Source organism: Odoribacter sp. (genome assembly GCF_985060555.1).
This window is the reverse complement of sequence record NZ_CFKYFN010000044.1, coordinates 41,737-57,358: the sequence shown is the minus strand read 5'-3', so window position 1 is coordinate 57,358 and position 15,622 is coordinate 41,737. Positions and strand designations below refer to the sequence as shown.

The 15,622-nt window shown below is 43.5% G+C and carries 13 protein-coding genes and 3 pseudogenes; 6 read left to right on the top strand and 10 right to left on the bottom strand.

Annotated elements, in window-relative coordinates; genetic code table 11:
• Positions 1-481 precede the first annotated feature (481 nt).
• Positions 482-754 (bottom strand): annotated as a pseudogene (locus AC5RDS_RS06080) (AraC family transcriptional regulator); the annotation flags it as partial.
• A gap of 8 nt (positions 755-762) precedes the next feature.
• On the opposite strand from AC5RDS_RS06080, the gene AC5RDS_RS06075 reads away from it, so the two are divergent.
• The 5 genes and pseudogenes from AC5RDS_RS06075 to AC5RDS_RS06055 all read left to right on the top strand — a co-directional run bounded on the left by AC5RDS_RS06075 (position 763) and on the right by AC5RDS_RS06055 (position 4,463).
• A complete protein-coding gene (locus tag AC5RDS_RS06075) occupies positions 763-963 on the top strand; it encodes a nitroreductase family protein (protein ID WP_049782840.1) in 201 nt (66 codons plus the stop codon).
• Between the two features lie 170 nt (positions 964-1,133).
• Positions 1,134-1,736 (top strand): annotated as a pseudogene (locus AC5RDS_RS06070) (maltose acetyltransferase domain-containing protein).
• A 77-nt stretch (positions 1,737-1,813) separates the two neighbouring features.
• Positions 1,814-2,410, top strand: coding sequence for a GNAT family N-acetyltransferase (locus AC5RDS_RS06065; protein ID WP_013611550.1), 597 nt, complete (start codon positions 1,814-1,816; stop codon positions 2,408-2,410).
• Between the two features lie 468 nt (positions 2,411-2,878).
• A complete protein-coding gene (locus tag AC5RDS_RS06060; RefSeq protein WP_013611549.1) occupies positions 2,879-3,517 on the top strand; it encodes a hypothetical protein in 639 nt (212 codons plus the stop codon).
• 193 nt (positions 3,518-3,710) lie between these two features.
• The gene (locus AC5RDS_RS06055) at positions 3,711-4,463 is read left to right on the top strand and encodes a hypothetical protein (RefSeq protein ID WP_013611548.1); all 753 of its coding nucleotides are present in this window, start codon (positions 3,711-3,713) and stop codon (positions 4,461-4,463) included.
• 406 nt (positions 4,464-4,869) lie between these two features.
• Here AC5RDS_RS06055 and AC5RDS_RS06050 read toward each other — a convergent pair whose 3' ends face one another.
• The 9 genes and pseudogenes from AC5RDS_RS06050 to AC5RDS_RS06010 form a co-directional block, all read right to left on the bottom strand.
• Entirely contained in the window at positions 4,870-7,242 is a 2,373-nt protein-coding gene (locus AC5RDS_RS06050; protein WP_013611547.1) for a DNA/RNA helicase domain-containing protein, read from the bottom strand.
• Positions 7,239-7,577 carry a MazG-like family protein gene (locus AC5RDS_RS06045; protein ID WP_013611546.1) on the bottom strand — a complete coding sequence of 113 codons (339 nt, stop codon included), beginning with the start codon at positions 7,575-7,577 and terminating at the stop codon, positions 7,239-7,241. Before AC5RDS_RS06045 ends, AC5RDS_RS06050 begins: the two co-directional genes overlap by 4 nt.
• A 437-nt stretch (positions 7,578-8,014) precedes the next feature.
• The gene (locus tag AC5RDS_RS06040; protein WP_087384280.1) at positions 8,015-9,334 is read right to left on the bottom strand and encodes a hypothetical protein; all 1,320 of its coding nucleotides are present in this window, start codon (positions 9,332-9,334) and stop codon (positions 8,015-8,017) included.
• A 4-nt stretch (positions 9,335-9,338) separates the two neighbouring features.
• A complete protein-coding gene (locus tag AC5RDS_RS06035; RefSeq protein ID WP_087384277.1) occupies positions 9,339-11,480 on the bottom strand; it encodes a DUF262 domain-containing protein in 2,142 nt (713 codons plus the stop codon).
• Positions 11,481-11,484: 4 nt separating this feature from the next.
• Positions 11,485-13,353, bottom strand: a complete 1,869-nt coding sequence (locus tag AC5RDS_RS06030) for a DUF262 domain-containing protein (protein WP_306445167.1) — start codon at positions 13,351-13,353, stop codon at positions 11,485-11,487.
• Between the two features lie 524 nt (positions 13,354-13,877).
• The gene (locus AC5RDS_RS06025) at positions 13,878-14,102 is read right to left on the bottom strand and encodes a hypothetical protein (RefSeq protein ID WP_140398595.1); all 225 of its coding nucleotides are present in this window, start codon (positions 14,100-14,102) and stop codon (positions 13,878-13,880) included.
• Between the two features lie 230 nt (positions 14,103-14,332).
• Positions 14,333-14,494 carry a hypothetical protein gene (locus tag AC5RDS_RS06020; RefSeq protein WP_229032425.1) on the bottom strand — a complete coding sequence of 54 codons (162 nt, stop codon included), beginning with the start codon at positions 14,492-14,494 and terminating at the stop codon, positions 14,333-14,335.
• The gene (locus AC5RDS_RS06015) at positions 14,491-14,937 is read right to left on the bottom strand and encodes a DUF4143 domain-containing protein (protein WP_228026174.1); all 447 of its coding nucleotides are present in this window, start codon (positions 14,935-14,937) and stop codon (positions 14,491-14,493) included. The genes AC5RDS_RS06020 and AC5RDS_RS06015 overlap by 4 nt, the downstream gene beginning before the upstream one ends.
• 214 nt (positions 14,938-15,151) lie before the next feature.
• A pseudogene (locus tag AC5RDS_RS06010) lies at positions 15,152-15,301 on the bottom strand (AAA family ATPase); the annotation flags it as partial.
• Here AC5RDS_RS06010 and AC5RDS_RS06005 point away from each other — a divergent pair.
• Positions 15,257-15,421 carry a hypothetical protein gene (locus AC5RDS_RS06005; protein WP_228026175.1) on the top strand — a complete coding sequence of 55 codons (165 nt, stop codon included), beginning with the start codon at positions 15,257-15,259 and terminating at the stop codon, positions 15,419-15,421. The pseudogene AC5RDS_RS06010 and the gene AC5RDS_RS06005 overlap by 45 nt on opposite strands.
• The last annotated feature ends 201 nt before the right edge of the window (positions 15,422-15,622 follow it).

Genomic DNA, 15,622 nt, shown 5'->3' with positions numbered 1-15,622 from the left:
TTGAACTAAGGTAGAATTGAAACCCGTAAACTCCAAATACAACCCCTTTATAGAGCATCTTTTAATTGAACTAAGGTAGAATTGAAACATGTCTTTTCCATATTTTTCTTTTAAAGAATGAGTCTTTTAATTGAACTAAGGTAGAATTGAAACTCCATACCGATAGCTAAACGCCATTCTGCAATACTCCTTTTAATTGAACTAAGGTAGAATTGAAACTGCCAGATCGGTTAGTTCATTGATACCTTCAATCCCCTTTTAATTGAACTAAGGTAGAATTGAAACTGGGTTGGGGTAACAACGGATGGGGAAATGGTGGCTTCTTTTAATTGAACTAAGGTAGAATTGAAACTGGAGAATGTCCCAGAAAAATAAGCTTGTGGAAATCCCTTTTAATTGAACTAAGGTAGAATTGAAACTGGACTCAACCTGGCATGTTTTTATTAACCGTCCCGGATAAGGGTGAGATTCCGAAATGTCAGTTTGTCGCCGGGGTATTGATCTTCTCGGAACGATGAATATTGGATTGAATATATTGCAGGATATTCAAAGCTCTTTCTTCCGGACATTTATTCATTTGCCGGGGAAGAAACAGGGCGATATTGCGGGCGACAACAATGATGGTGGTATTGATTACCTGGGCGATAATCTTTTTACTGTAGAGATTCCGGTTTACGTACTTCCGGATGATCGTTTCTACCAGCGATTTATCCGTTTTATGGCGTAAAATACAGCCGGGTTGATGATTGGCATGTTATAAAAGTGAAGCACGAAAACAGCAAGTACGGCAATGCTACGATCGGTAATGGTTTGCCGGCGCTCCGGTGTATATTGTCATTTTGTATCGATAAAGTGGTTGGCTGGGTACGGAACCCGGATAAGAAGAACCATGCAGATATCGGTGCGGCGATAGCGGCCGAACATATTTGTTTGGCTGTAGCGGTACAGGGATTAGGGAGTTGATGGGGTTATAATTTCGATCCGGACGGGTGAAATCTCGATTGTAGTTACCGGATGGCAGGAGCCTGTCGTGATCATCTCCCTGGGGTATGTAAACGCTTCCCGGCATGTGTTTCTGTCAGGAAACCGGTGAATGAGATAGTGACTGTACTGTAAACCGGATAGTTTGGCTTATGAAAACAGAACTGGAAAAATGTCTGGCCGGTGAGTGGTATGATTGTCATGTTCCCGTTTTTCCTGAGCTGAAAAGAAAAACACATTGTTTTATTGATGAAGTATAATTTCTTACCTTATGAAAGGAAAGAGGAAAAAAGGTTTTGTTGTGCGGGATGTTCGGAAGTATCGGTACAGGGGGGAGCGGTCGGGCATGCTTTTAGTTGAGGTTATGGTTGTAATATTCATATAGGTGATCGGGTGGTGGTAAACACTGGTTGTACCTTTGTCGGTTTTAACCGGATCGCACTCGGGAAGCGGGGGCTCATCGCTTCCGACGTACGGATTTATACGGCTAGGTATCCTGTCGGCTTGGACGAACGCCTGACTCCTGTCGGGATACCGGAAGGTAGCGAATATATCCGTCATACTTTTGCCTTGCCGGTGACGATAGAGGATGGTGGCTGGATCGGAGGAGGTGCAATAATCCTGCCGGGAGTCACTATCGGTGAAGGTGGTGTTATCGGGGCCGGAAGTGTCGTTGCCGAAAATATTCAGGCCAATAGTCTTGTTCCTGCCGGATGATACGTGAAATCAACAGAGGCAAGATGAGAGGGGATTAAATACTCGGGAAACCGGTTAGGCTGAATCTGAAATTAATCTATATCTTTGTTGGGTTAATCCTGACTATTGAATTTATATGAAAAAACAATCTTCATGTCCGTCAGCCTTGAATAGGGAAGAAACAGGCTATTCTGCACAGATAGGACCGGATTTTTTTATCCGTGAAGCTACTTTGGCCGATGCCGCTATCATCTGGCAGACGATATATGATAATCGGGTATATTTGCGTACGTGGCTTCCTTTTGTCGATGGATTGAAGGAGGTGGCTGACGAAGAAGCGTTTTTAAATGAACAGCTGGCTCTTCCCTATGCTGATCGGAACATCGTCTTTGTTATCGGCCAGGGCCACGAATTGTGCGGACTGGTGGGGTTTGTCATCACCGATAATATTAATCATCGCACCGAGATCGGTTATTGGTTGATCCCCGAATATCAGGGCCGTGGTATAATGACCCGTTGTGTTCGCCATCTCTGTGAATGGGCGGTCAGCGAACGGGGAATGAACAGTATTCGTATCCGTTGTGCAGCCGGAAATGCACCTAGCAATGCCATCCCCCGCCGCCTGGGTTTTACCCTTGAAGGCGTTGAGCGCGAAGGGGAATTGATGGCTGACGGGCAATATGTGGATTTGAACGTTTATAGCATTCTGAAGAGAGAAATAGAAAATTGGTAATCTCGTTTATTTTTGTTATCTTAGTACTTCAAATATAAAGGATTATTGGCTGATTTCATTAAACAAATAGTCTTATAATCAAAATGTAGATTTATCTGGATTAGCGTTATTTCGTTCCTGATCAGTGTCACCTTGCAGATTCCGGATAGGTGAAATCCTTCGGATTTCTGATTGGCGAACCTTTGGTGCTGGAGTGGCATTTTTATCAGGAACGAAGTTCCGCCAAGTAGCATCGGAGATGTGCCGATCAGCGAAGTACTAATCAGAAACCGTAGGTTTCCGGGTACAATGGTATATAAACGCCATGACCTTTTAGAAAAATCTCCGGGTACTACCGATCCATTGGTGATCATAAAAAAACGACTGTGGGGTGTCGACTTAATAAATTTTAGTTTATAAATGGTGATTAAGGAGGGTTATTGGGAGAGAGATTTCAATAAATGTAATTTTTTATAAATTCAAGGGGTTATGAGAATTGCGAAAAATGAACTGTTAGCAGGAATTCCGGTTTTGAAAATCAGGGATTATTTTCGGCTTTTATATTCCGGTTTGATGACAAGGGATGGCTTGGCAGAACGTTTCAATTTGAATGAAAAAGAGACGGAAGGTTTAGTTGGTGAATTGCTGTCTAAGGGATATATCGAACCAGCAGACAACGGCATGTATCGTTTGACATTGAAAGGAAATGCTTTAAGCATAGCCCGTTGTATGGCTCCCATTAACCGTGAAAAAGCAGATCGGATCATGCAAGAATTTCTGAAACGGGTAGAAGAAGTAAACCGGGATGATTTTTATCCATATCGGGTGAGCAAACTGGTATTGTTCGGTAGTTATCTGAATCCGGAACAAATGGATTTGGGGGATATAGATATCGCCTTTGAATTGGAACCGAAGATTAAAGATTACGATGAACTTATGCGTTATAATGATCAATTGGTGGATAAAGCCCGTAAAGAGGGCAAATCTTTCTCTTCTCTGATCGATATCCTCGGCTATTCTGAAAAGCTGGTCATATTGAAGTTACGGAATAAAGAAAAATACATCAGTCTCCACCGAATGACCGACGGGATCTTGCAAATAACGGCATGTCGGCAAATTTTTCCTTAGATGCGGGTAGGATACATCGATCGCTCATATTGAAGCCGTTCTTTTTTCAGGGGAATCGGTTTCATGTTTTTTTCCTTTCAGAATGAGGTTGTGGTTGTTAATGGTTTATAACGGAGAAACAGAAGATGATATGGAGAGATATCGTTAAAATAAAGATGTTTGGAACTGTGGGGCCATTTTTATAAATTGAAGTATGAAAAATTTTATCGGAAAATACCAACAACAAGAACAGGAAAATCAGGTATTTCTAGGGAAAAAATTAGAAATACAGGTTAATTTATTCATACAGGGCTTTAATTGCCAGGAACAAATGACATTTTATTATCTCAATGCTTTAGGCATGTGGGAATATAACGAACGAAATTTTGATAAGGTACTGATGCAGGCTTGTGTAAAGATTTCTTATTTGTTGTACAACGCTCATCAGCTTCTTTTAAGAGGAGAATATGGTGTTGCGAATATTTTGTTGCGTCAGGTCTTTGAATATCTGGTTATCGGTAAATATTTCTATAAGCAACAGAATGAAATATGGGCAGAAAAATGGTTGGAAGACAGGAAATATGAGGTGTATGATAAAATTTTGCGGCTTTTGAAAATACCTGATAAAAAGCATCTGTGCGATTTCTGGAAAGTATTATGTAGTCTGGCTCATGCTACTCCTTCTTCACAGCAGATAAGCTTGGACGGTCAGTTTAATGAAATAGATATTGAATTGAGTTATAATGTAGTGCTTATTTTACTCTGTTGTAAACATGTATTGGTAAATTATTTCTATTCGAATAGGAAATTAATGCGGTTAATAAAATTAAGTCCTGAAGTAGCTAAGGAAATGGTGGATTTGAGACAAAAGTCCGCCGCTTGGATTAAAGAGACGACATCTCTATTTTCAGAAGATGGCATAAAGGTTTTGAAAGATTATAAGAGGTATTGGGTATTTAAAAAATAGGATCGAATTGTGATCCTGGCTTTATAATATTGGCCCTGTTCATAATTTTGTGTAAATGGCGACAGGATTCAGTTGTAAGTTCTTTTATAGCTGTATTCTGTATCGGTTATCATTCCTTTCCGAATCCCTTCGGTTACATCGAAAATGACATAGGATTGATGGACGGCTTTTACGGACCAGAATAATATCGATGAGGATACCCGGATGCAAATTGAATTAGTTGATCAGGCTTTGACGGAATTGCAGGTAAAATATAAGCTGCAGGAAGAAATAAAACGTCCGGGGATTGGCCTTTATTAAGCCGGAAGGTTGAAGTTTAATAATCGAACTGATCTCAATTACTGATGTTGGAATAGAAACTTAAAAAACTCAAACCGGACGAAAGGTCCGTCCCGGAATCCCTTTTTTATTTTACAATCCCGATAAATTCCCCGACGACGATAAATCCTTCTTCATTCCTGATTTCAATAGGCTGATAATCCGGATTCAGAGGGTAAAGGATTATTCTTTCATGCATCCATTCACCGGTTTCCGGATCCTGTTTTTTCTCACTGCTGTATTTTTTGATCGAATAGCTGCCACCATTTTCAAAATCGTAATGTTCCGGATGTTGGACCAGGACAATTTTACCGATCCGGGAACCCACAATATTTGCACGGAATACGCAAAAATCCCCGTCCATGATTCGTGGCTCCATAGAGTGGCCGTTTGCCTGGATGATAAACATGCCTGAAGTCAATTTGCCCATGCCTTCTGTTTTGATCCAGCCTTCTTCTTCTGCCTGCTGCCATTCACCGAATTTACCGCAGGCGGCTTTCAGGGTGTAGAGCGGCAGGTAATCGATGTATTTGACGTCGTCATTGACTTCACGTTCAATGCGGGGGCCCTGGGGTTCCGGCAATGAAACTACCTTCGCTTTTTCTTGAGGAAGTTCAAGTTGTTGCCTGAAGTAATTTTCCAGTGGTTTGTCACAGAAATAGACGTAACAGCCCTTCATTCCCCGGGTAAGTAGGGTTCGGTAGGTATTTTTTATCAATTCTTCTGCAAGCTGTGCGGCTTGTGCCGGGGTACGCCCCACCTTGATCCCTTTCACGGAACTGTCCATCCGGGAGCGTTTCGTTACGTCTGTGACCACTTTACCGTTTTCATAGCGCAGGTCATTGCCGATAATCACGCCGGCATAATCCAGTTCGAGGCCCTGGCAGGTATGTATGCAGCCGATTTCATGAATAGAGTTTTCCCCGATAATCCAGGTACTCCCGTCTTTTTCGAGATTCCATTTCATGGCGAACCCGAAGTCAGGAATGTTCACATCAGTGGCTTCCGGGTTTCTTTTACTTTTCCAGTCCCAGCAATAACCTGCCACCATCCGCGATTTGTTGTTTGTTTTGTTTTTGTCTTCGATGGTTTTTCTCAGTTCATTCGGGTCACTGAATATCCGGAAATCGAAATCATCCTGCGATAAGCGGATGTTGGCCGTATCGTTGATTTGCAGGGTATTGTCCAGCCAGGCAAGATAACCGTCCGAACCGTTGCAACGGAATTGGGAAGATAGTTCGAGTTTCTTTATGGATGCATGGCAGGAGCGTGCTGTTTTTTCAATATAGGCAGAGTCTCCGATGTCCTTGATGTGTACCCTTTGATGGTCATCGACAAAGAAAATAACACATTTGGCTGCCCCGATAATTTCGCGGACCTGGTCTTCTCCCTGATTTTGAAACAATCCGCTCTTTTGGTTGAGGCGGTGGGCTTCGTCGACGATAAGCACGTCGAAAGTGTTGGCTGGCGTGTTGTAGAAAGTGCCGGATCCCCCGAACATATTGTAAATCTGGTTTTTTCGTAACGTTCCGGCCAACTTTGCCGCATACACAGCCCGGGGTGCTGCGTTTTTGGATACGTAGCGGGAGACCAGCCTGTTTCGGGTGGTCTCCACCAGCAGGTTGATTGCCACTACGCTTTTTCCGGTTCCCGGTCCGCCTTTGACAATCAGTACCTGTTTTTTGTCGGCACTTGCTTTCCGGATCATGCTCAGGGCTGTCTCATACACCACTTTCTGGTCATCCAGCATGATAAATTCCTGGTTCCCCTTGAGCATGGAAACCAGGTTGTCTGCAAGTTGCTTGGAAGGACGGAGGCGTCCATTTTCTATTTTGTACAGGATATCCTTTGAGTCACCGTATTTGACGTACTTTTTAATAAATTCCCTTAATTTTCCTGCGTCAGATTGGAAAAAAGGAGGGGCTTCGGTAATATAAGGTTCGTAGCGGGGATTCGTGATGATTTGGTCCTTCGGGTAATTATGGAGATAAGCGCAGGGGGTCAGCGTGATTTGCTCGTCCCGGACGGTCTGGTTATAATCCTTGATCAGCGTGGCATATGACCATGCCTGATAGGAAGGGTGTGCCGTCTCTGAGACACCATGCTGGAAACGGGTTTTTACCAATGCATCTTTATCCGTTAATTCAGCCGATGACCATTGCTTTAGTTCAATGATAACGACTTGTTCCTGTTGTACTTCATTTAGCCCGGTAATGATGAAATCAATCCGTTTGGAAGTCAGGGGAATCTGAAATTCAATGGAAATACCGGCATCTGCTGGGATGTCAGGATCTTCCATGATCCTGTCCATATACGACATCGAGTTTTTCCACGATAAGGTTTCATTGGCAGAAGTACTCCGGCCCAGATGGATTTTATATGCTTCCAGAATTTTTTTATCGATCTCATTGCTGAAAACATCATCCCGGAAACCTTGTTTGGTCGATTGGTATACAATCATAGTTCCGTATATTTTTTAGCTGTCCCTTTTGCTTTTTCTACCGGATATTTCTCCCCGTTCTTCCGGATTTTTTCCAGCACAATGTCGAAGATGTCCAGATGGTGCTTCTCGGCCAGCAGTAATGAATAAGTCAGTACGTCCGCCAATTCCTCTTTCAGCCGTTCCGGGTTTACCTCTTCGGCCTGGCTTTCTTTTTTCCACAAAAACAACTCGTTCAATTCCGATGCCTCCAGCAGTAGCGCCAGTGCCAGATTTTTCGAATCATGAAACTGTGCCCAGTCCCGTTCATCCCTGAACCGGATCAGGGCCTCCACCACTTCCTTGTATTTATCCATATCCCTATTGCCAAATAATTTTAACCAAAAATAAGGAAATGTTTTGAGTTGGGGAAAATTATAAAATGAAATGTTATATTTAAAAGAGAATATTCTGTATTAATCGAAGATTATGGATAGAAATTTTGGTGTTTTTACACCTTGGTAATCAGTTGACGGGATTAGATCGTCGGAAATTTATTGGGATATCCGGGAAACCGGACGAATTATCGATTGTTTTATTCTAATGATCATCCCGGGGAAAATGGACTTTAGAATTCAAAACAGTTATGACATCTTCATCCGGTTTGGTAAATGAAATCACCTCGGTTGTCGGTACCCTGGCGGTTTCGTTTAAAGAGAAAAAAACAGATCGAAGCTGATTTCCCGTTTCGATCGGATTAATAATAAACTTTGAAAATCTAACCGGACAAAAGGTCTGCCCCGGAATTTTTACATCATCCATCATCACAGTCCGGTTCGTCGCCGTGCTTGCTCTTTTCCAGATAATGGAAGCCATGCATATCTGCATCGAAGGCAATAAACAGAAACCGGGATCGTACCGGTAAGTTTGCACATTGCTCGATGGCACGGTCAAAATAGTCATATAGCTCTTCCAGACGGTGAGTTGACTTTTTCTGCAGAATCATAAGCCGCAGGCTGGCATTGGCTAAGAGTAATTTCTGGAAATCGTATTTTATTCCGGAATAGGGAGTCGGGCTGTCTTTTTTCCGCTTAGATTTCCATTCACATTCGGCAATCAGGGGACAGGAGGTGATGACATACCTGTCGTCAGGGGCTCGGGTGTACCACATGAAATCATATAATAATTCGGATTCTTTTGGGGCGTCCTGCGTTTCCAGCCCATTGCAATGGAAAAGATAGCCTTTGCTGTTACCTAGCCGTGCCAGTGTGTCTTTGATTAACCGGGTTCGCCGGGTCCGGTCTTTATCCTGAAAGAATTCAGGCAGGCATTCCGTTATTCCGTTGAGGATTAATGTGCAGTCTGCGTGGCGGGCAGTCTGTACCGGATTTGCTGCATTATAGGTTTTCCATAATACAGTCTTCCGTGACGAAAGGTTGTTCAATGCCTCTGCCAGGGATTTTGATTTATACCCCAGCCACTCTTTTATCTGTTCCTCCGGATTTTCACCTTCCCATTTTTCCAATGAATGAATATGAGAAAGGAGGACATTTTCTTTGTCTTTAAATTTGTATTCTTTCAGTCCGGTCAGGGAACGCAGGTTTAGCTTCCTGTATCTTCCGGCATTTTTGCCCGGTCTGATCCGTTCGCCGTGAAAAATGGGGCCTGATGTCCATTCATTTTCCGGAGATACCTCCAATACTTCCTTGTTTTCTAATTCTGAGTGGGGTGTTGGGGGCTGGTTAAGTATTTTTTTTGCCACGCGGTGAGGGCCGATGATAACCTGATCGTTTATTTTAGCACTTCGGATCAGAATGCTGTAGCACAGGCCGTTCCGGGTAGAGAGGCAGAGATCTGTTCCGCCCCGGTTTTTGTCGATGGTGTCGGTTGCTCCGAGGCGGTGGAAATATAGTTTGCCGAACCGGTCATACTGCAACGCATGGCAGTGGCAGGAGCTGTCTTCAAATTGATCCCCGTCATTGTAATAAGCCTCCACTTCAAGGGGATAAAGAAAAATACCCTCTGTAATTTTCAGTCTGAATCTGGAGAGCAGTTGGCTGTTGATTTCCTGCAATAGCTTTACTTTTTGCGGGCTTGCTTGGAGGGTTTGGATGAGTTTGTGCAGTTTTTCCATGATGTCAGAGGATTTGGGTCATTTTTTCAAGAATACCTATTCCGGCTTCAATCAAATCTTCTTTCAGGTCGACAGGAATAAAAAATAGTTTCTCTTCCCGGTTTGGTTTCAGGGGATACCCTTTAAATTGTTCCTCCACAAATTCAGTTTTAACTTTATCGGAATATTTGATACACCATCCATGCTGTTCCGCACAATCCAGCGTCAGACCATTCTTTAACTCTAACCATTGATTGAAATCTTTGGTAAGTGGGTAATATTTGTAAACCAGATACCTGAATAGGTTGATGTGATAAGAGCTCATCCGGTCTTTATTGATGACATCAATCCAATAGTTATCCCATCCTGCTTCGAAGAAGATAATGTTATGTCCGTCATGCATGGCTTGCAGGGAATCCGGATATTTTGCGATATAATAGCGGGAATCTTTTTTGTTCAGGTCATAGTTGGTAAGGTAGTTGTCTATGATCTTCCGGAGTTTGTCATATAGGGAGACAGGACTGTCATCTTCGGATAGTTGATCGATTAATCCGGAAACTACAGGGTAGGATTTGGGGGTATTCATGATGTCTTTCCATCTGTCGCTAAATCCGAAGCACCAGTTACGTCCTCCGGTATTTATGGTATAGTCGTTGATGGTAGTTAATGCCCTTGCAATCAGTGAATTGTCGATAATATTCTGCTGTGGAGGGGTGGACAAGGGGATCCGGATATGTTCCGGTTTAAACAATTCCTGGAACAAGCCGAACCGCTTCCTGAATGTATTTTTGTCGGCAGTTGTCCAGGGCTGACGAATGGCGTCGTTGTCTGAGAATTTTTCATACCAGATGCATTTTAACGAACCGTTCGTGACGGGATGTGCCTCTGCCTGCCAGAATAGCTCTTCAAGTTCCGGGTCGCCGGTTTGCCTGTAAATGTTGATCTTATTCAGTTCGTGCTGGTCAAAGACATTTTGTAATTCTTCCGGAGCCTCCTCTTGCTGGGTGTGGATGAAATCGTAGAACGGCAAATTTGAATTTCTGAATTTCCGCAGGAATTTTAGTAAAGGTACATTGTTGACCAGTTTTCTGCGGCAACCGTTTTCAAGGGTTTTGTATATCCGTAGCGGATCGCGTTCATCCCTGTTTTCTTTTACGTATACGGTTAACAGGCCTTTTAGCACGTATAGGTCCCCTTTTTCGAATAGTTGCTTGACTTGTTCCGGGTATTGCCCTTTTATTTTTTCCAGGGCTTGGTAGTAATCTGAAATGGAGGAAAGGGTGAGGGATACTTCAAGGATATCTTCTGCCGGTTTGATTTTGTCGTGCTCTTTGCAGGAGAGGAGCTCTATAACCGTACGCAAAAAATTATTCATCCCGGTATCCACCTGCCTGATATCTTCCCCTTCATTCAGGGAATAGAAAAATTCTTCCCAGGTATCCCATTGTTTGCCATATGCATGATAGGCTGATTTTAAACCCGATTCGCAGAGCTTCTCAAAAAGCAAGGGTTTTATATTTTCGTAGGGTTGTAATATTTCTCCCCGGCTGTTCATGGTGATGTAGAGTTCTTCCCCCTGGGAGGTGTCCTTTACGTTAAAGTACCAGAACCGGACCTTCCCGGCTATCGTATCATATAAAGGCCCGGAATTCTCTCTCAGTTTTTCATCGATGATTTGGAGGGATTTTAGGATGGTTTGGATGGAAGGATCGTTGTCGTAGATGGTGGTATACCATCCTTTGTTTTTTATTTGTTTTTCGATGCCTGTTCCTGTAAACCATGTGTTATCGGAAAACAATTTCCGGAGGAAATCGTCTGTGGTCGACCTGACCCGGTAGGAAAAGCTCATGTGCGTTCCGGAACATTTCAGCAGGCCGTTAAAATCAGCTTGCCTCTTTTCTTTTATAGATAAATAATAGAGGATCAGTACTAAAGTGGTAAACCGTTGCTGTCCATCGATCAGAAAACAGGTGGAATGTGATGCCTGTTCCGGCATATAGGAATACAGGAAACCGACGTTTATATCCGTTCCGGCCGTTGTGATATCCCGGATGAATTGTTCCAGCAATTGTTTGTTGTTACCCCAGACATATTCACGTTGGATTTCGGGGATGACGATGTCTTGTGTGCTTAAAATATCCCTGACACTTAAGGCTTCCATTTTCATGATCTTAATTGTTTTGAGTTAACCATGCATTGAAATTCTTTCCTATTTCTTTGGCGATTTTATCCGTATTCCGTTTAATATCTTCCAGTGTCCACCGGTTTAGCGGGATGCCGGTGGCTTCCCTGGCATCGATATCCCCTTTCATAAATACGGCGAGGGTATGGGGACGTACATATTTTTGGTTCATATATTCCTGGAAAATTATAGTCCGTTTGTGGGCATAATCGGCATTCCCGTAGCTCCGGTTGATCCTGAGGTCCAGTAAAACCATATTGCCGATGGAATTCAGGCCGGCAGAATTCAGGAGGTTTTGCAGCTGGGTGAGTTCCTGTTCGGTCAATTCTGCATCGGAATGATTCAGGATTTCCTGCATCTGGGACCGGATATCCTTGAAATCTTCGGACTGGGCAAATTTTTCCCAGTCTGTTTTGATCGTGGCAATTTCCCCGTTATCCTTGCGTGGGGTTTGGGAAAGGATATGCTCTTTGTCTTCCCCGTCTTTCTGTCCGGATTTGCGGGTAAAATAGTCTGTCGGTAATTTTTTTATGGACTTGGAATCCAGTATCCGGAAAATATCCAGCAGGATCAGGATTTGGTATAGTTCCTTGTCATTATTGTACCAGTTCTCCCTGAAGTCAGAAATTGCTTCTGTCATTGTCTTCAGGCATTTCTGGTAGTCCGGAGCTGCTTTTTCTGTTTCCTCCAGATACCTGTCCAGCATTCTGGTGGCTATTGTATGTTGTATGTCTTTCAGGAATTTATCCCTTGAATTCAATGTTTTCCATTGGGTGTAAATGTCGCGGAATGGAGTCTGTGCTTTGAAATTGAAGAACAGGAAACCCAGGTAATGGTACAGTTCCTTGTCATTATACCAGCGTTGCAGGATGGCATACATTTCCTGTAGTTCGAGGTACATTTCCCAGCGGTCGTCATCCGGGTTGCCGTTCGAGTTTTTGCCATATTCAAAGAAGCTGAAATTCAGCGATTCCTTTTCGTTTCTCCGGTATTCGTAATAGAGCAGGTAGAGCAGGTTTATAGGCAATGTGGTAAAATCAAAGCGGTTGATGCGTGCCATCCCGATGGTTTGGTCTGAGATGAATTGCTTGAAATAATCTGCTGTTTTTCCGAACCAAAGGTTCATCAGGTCGAGTTCCATGCCCATGCGTATGCGGAATTCACGGACTTCGCTGGTGGCGGAGGTGCCGTGGTATTTTTCTTTGGCTGCCCGGGTCATCAGGATTACCCTTAACAGATCGGCACCGTCCAGGTTAACTTTTCCGCCATTCAGGCTGGAAAATATTTTCTCCTCTTTGTCGTCGACGACATTGACAATTAGTTTGACCCGGGATAGCAGGATTTCCAGAAATTTACCTTTGTCTGTTGCGGTGTTTTCTTTAAACCATGCCTGGATGCTCCGGGCAACTTCCCTGATATAATACTGGTCTTTTCGTTCGGGGACCGTCTCCTTTTCCCAGATGTGGCCTGTGAGAACCTGTTTTGTTATGAATTCGTGTGTCTCCGGCCGGATAGAATATTGTAGCTTATTTTCCAGGAGAAGAGGAGTGCTGTCGGTTTCATGTTGTAGAAAAGAGAGCAGGATCAGTAATGTGGTCAGGCGTTGTTGCCCGTCTACGACATGGAAACAGTTTGCGTTTGTATTTTTTACCAGGGTAATGTTTTGCAGGCAATAAAATGTAGCTTCAGCGTTTCCGGTTTCCTGCCGGAATTTCTCAATATCGTTTAATAAAGCCACTATATTGGCTTCGTTCCATTTATATCCTCTTTGGTATTCCGGGATGTTGTAATATCCGGTCAGTTCTTTACGCAGGAAGTCGGAGAATACTTCCTTTACGCTATAAATTAATTCGTCCATAGATTTGAAAATAAATTAGTTATCGTTTAAACAACTCCGGATTAACCTTTTTGTCAGGTTTTCCGGTAATGATATCACACCAACCCTTTTGCATCATGAAATTGTAACTTTTCCTTTCATCTCCGGAATGGATTGGAATTACCATCATGTCCCAATATTTATTTTAATTTTCTTTGCTAAATAATTTTAACCAAAAATAAGGAAATGTTTTGAGTTGGGGAAGGGATCGTATAGGAAATTGAAACAGGACTTTTGCAAATGTTTATTTGCCAGAGTATAATAGCTTGGTTATGCCGGAATTAATGATTAGGTCGGTTATTCCCTGGCAGTTGTTTTAACGGATCTTTAGTTCGCTGGCGGCAAATTCCGGCATATCTGAATACGTGTTGTCGTGGGGTAGATTTGCAGGTTATATAAAGTAAGATATTGAATAACGATGACATAAAAAGAAACTATAAAAACCTTTTAAGAAAATTTATTATCAAAAACATATTTCAACCTGTATATGAACGTTGTATAAGGCATTAAGCGATAGTAACCAAATTGATTTTACTGATGTGATTCTTCAAGCCACAGAGATATGTCGTACGTATATATTCTCGTTGTTTTTTCCTCTTAGGAATTCGGCCGTGCGCTGCTGTATACGGGCATCGGCAAGCTGTTTGTCGGACACCGGCCTGTATTCCGGCCGATCGATGAACCGGTAGTTGTTGGGGACAGGCAACTACCGGTTCAAATGTTTTTTCCATACTCATGGAGATTTTATTCAAAGATGGTGAAAAAAACTGGACCTGTAGCGTTGGTTTACAGGCTTTTATGGGTTCGCCATCTGCGAAAAGGCGGCCGGAGACTTTTCTGCCGGAAATATCATTTTACGTTTCTTCGAGTCCATCATAGGAGGTTTATTGTTATATGCGAAAGACCGTTTTGCATGTGTTTCTGAACCGCCACTCGTAGAGAGAAAGCCGGCGATAGAAAATCATTCCGGCACATCATCCAGATGGGCATAATTCAACAGTTTGATCTCTCCTGCGGTATTTTCGAGTGTCCCCGCATACACGACGGTTTTGCCCGCTACCGGTTCCTTGATCCAGTTGTCCATCTGTTTCAGCGCCTTCTCGAAATCTGTGCGGTAGGTCATGGCCGACTTGATCTCGATACCGTACAACCCCGAACTTTTTTCAGCACGAGATCGACCTCGTTTTGGTTCGAGTCCCGGTAGAAATAGAGGTTGCTTTCCTTGCCCATGTTATACCGCTGTTTCAATGCCTCCGTCACGATGAAGTTTTCGAACAGTGCTCCCCGCATCTTGTCCCGTGCGAGCTGCTCCGGCGATTCGATGCCGAGCAGATGGCAGGTAAGCTCCGTATCCATGAAATAGAGCTTGGGCGTTTTGGTCAGCCGCTTGCGTGTATTCTCGAAATACGGGGGCAGCAGGGTTACGGTATAGGGCGCTTGCAGTACGGGCAGCCAGGCCGTTATCGTGTGGGAACTGACACCGATCTCGTTGGCCAGTTCCGAGGCTTTGAATAACGAGCCGATGCGCTCGGCACAAAGCCGGATAAATGTATGAAACTGCATCATATCCTTGATTTGCAGCAAATCGCGTACCCTTGTCCAGGTAGGTTTTCACATACGCCGGATAGAGGAATTTAGGCATGTTGCGTCCCGAGCAGATTGCCGGATAGAATCCGCTGAACAATAGATCGTCGAGCGGCGTACCGGTGGCTGTTTTCCGTATTTCGGCGCAGGACATGGGGAGCAGCTCGAATACGGCGGTACGCCTCGCCAGCGACTGCGTAATCTTCTTCAGCATGGCGAACTGCGAACTACCCGAAAGGACAAAACGCCGGTTGGTATCCTCGTCTACCATACCCTGAATATACGACAATAAATTCGGGGCATGGTGTACTTCGTCGAGGAGCATGCCTTCCGCGTACTGGTTCAGAAAAGCGATCGGGTCGTTTTCGGTAAAGCTCCTCACGTCGAGGTTTTTTCCTTTGATTGTATTGAGAATGATACGGAATTGATGGAAGGCTTTTCGGATAGCTCGATGGGGTGGTTTTGAATCTGGAGCATATTAAAAATACCTGCCTTTATTACCTGATAAACTCGCCGGATGCTAAGAGGGAAAAAGGAGGAAACCGGGAAAGAGCTGAACAGGTTGGACGCATTTTGCCGTGACTTTGCCTGGCATAAACAATTTATTGCAGAGAAAGCATTTGATTTTGAAAGTTTTTTGAATCGTTGCACAGAGAATCAGAAAGTG

Excerpts from the sequence above, each read along its gene's own strand:
- AC5RDS_RS06065 (WP_013611550.1), top strand. The coding sequence starts at position 1,814 with ATGAAAAAACAATCTTCATGTCCGTCAGCCTTGAATAGGGAAGAAACA.
- AC5RDS_RS06060 (WP_013611549.1), top strand. The coding sequence starts at position 2,879 with ATGAGAATTGCGAAAAATGAACTGTTAGCAGGAATTCCGGTTTTGAAA.
- AC5RDS_RS06055 (WP_013611548.1), top strand. The coding sequence starts at position 3,711 with ATGAAAAATTTTATCGGAAAATACCAACAACAAGAACAGGAAAATCAG.
- AC5RDS_RS06050 (WP_013611547.1), bottom strand. The coding sequence starts at position 7,242 with ATGATTGTATACCAATCGACCAAACAAGGTTTCCGGGATGATGTTTTC.
- AC5RDS_RS06045 (WP_013611546.1), bottom strand. The coding sequence starts at position 7,577 with ATGGATAAATACAAGGAAGTGGTGGAGGCCCTGATCCGGTTCAGGGAT.
- AC5RDS_RS06040 (WP_087384280.1), bottom strand. The coding sequence starts at position 9,334 with ATGGAAAAACTGCACAAACTCATCCAAACCCTCCAAGCAAGCCCGCAA.
- AC5RDS_RS06035 (WP_087384277.1), bottom strand. The coding sequence starts at position 11,480 with ATGAAAATGGAAGCCTTAAGTGTCAGGGATATTTTAAGCACACAAGAC.
- AC5RDS_RS06030 (WP_306445167.1), bottom strand. The coding sequence starts at position 13,353 with ATGGACGAATTAATTTATAGCGTAAAGGAAGTATTCTCCGACTTCCTG.
- AC5RDS_RS06025 (WP_140398595.1), bottom strand. The coding sequence starts at position 14,102 with ATGGAAAAAACATTTGAACCGGTAGTTGCCTGTCCCCAACAACTACCG.
- AC5RDS_RS06020 (WP_229032425.1), bottom strand. The coding sequence starts at position 14,494 with ATGACCTACCGCACAGATTTCGAGAAGGCGCTGAAACAGATGGACAAC.
- AC5RDS_RS06015 (WP_228026174.1), bottom strand. The coding sequence starts at position 14,937 with ATGATGCAGTTTCATACATTTATCCGGCTTTGTGCCGAGCGCATCGGC.
- AC5RDS_RS06005 (WP_228026175.1), top strand. The coding sequence starts at position 15,257 with ATGGTGTACTTCGTCGAGGAGCATGCCTTCCGCGTACTGGTTCAGAAA.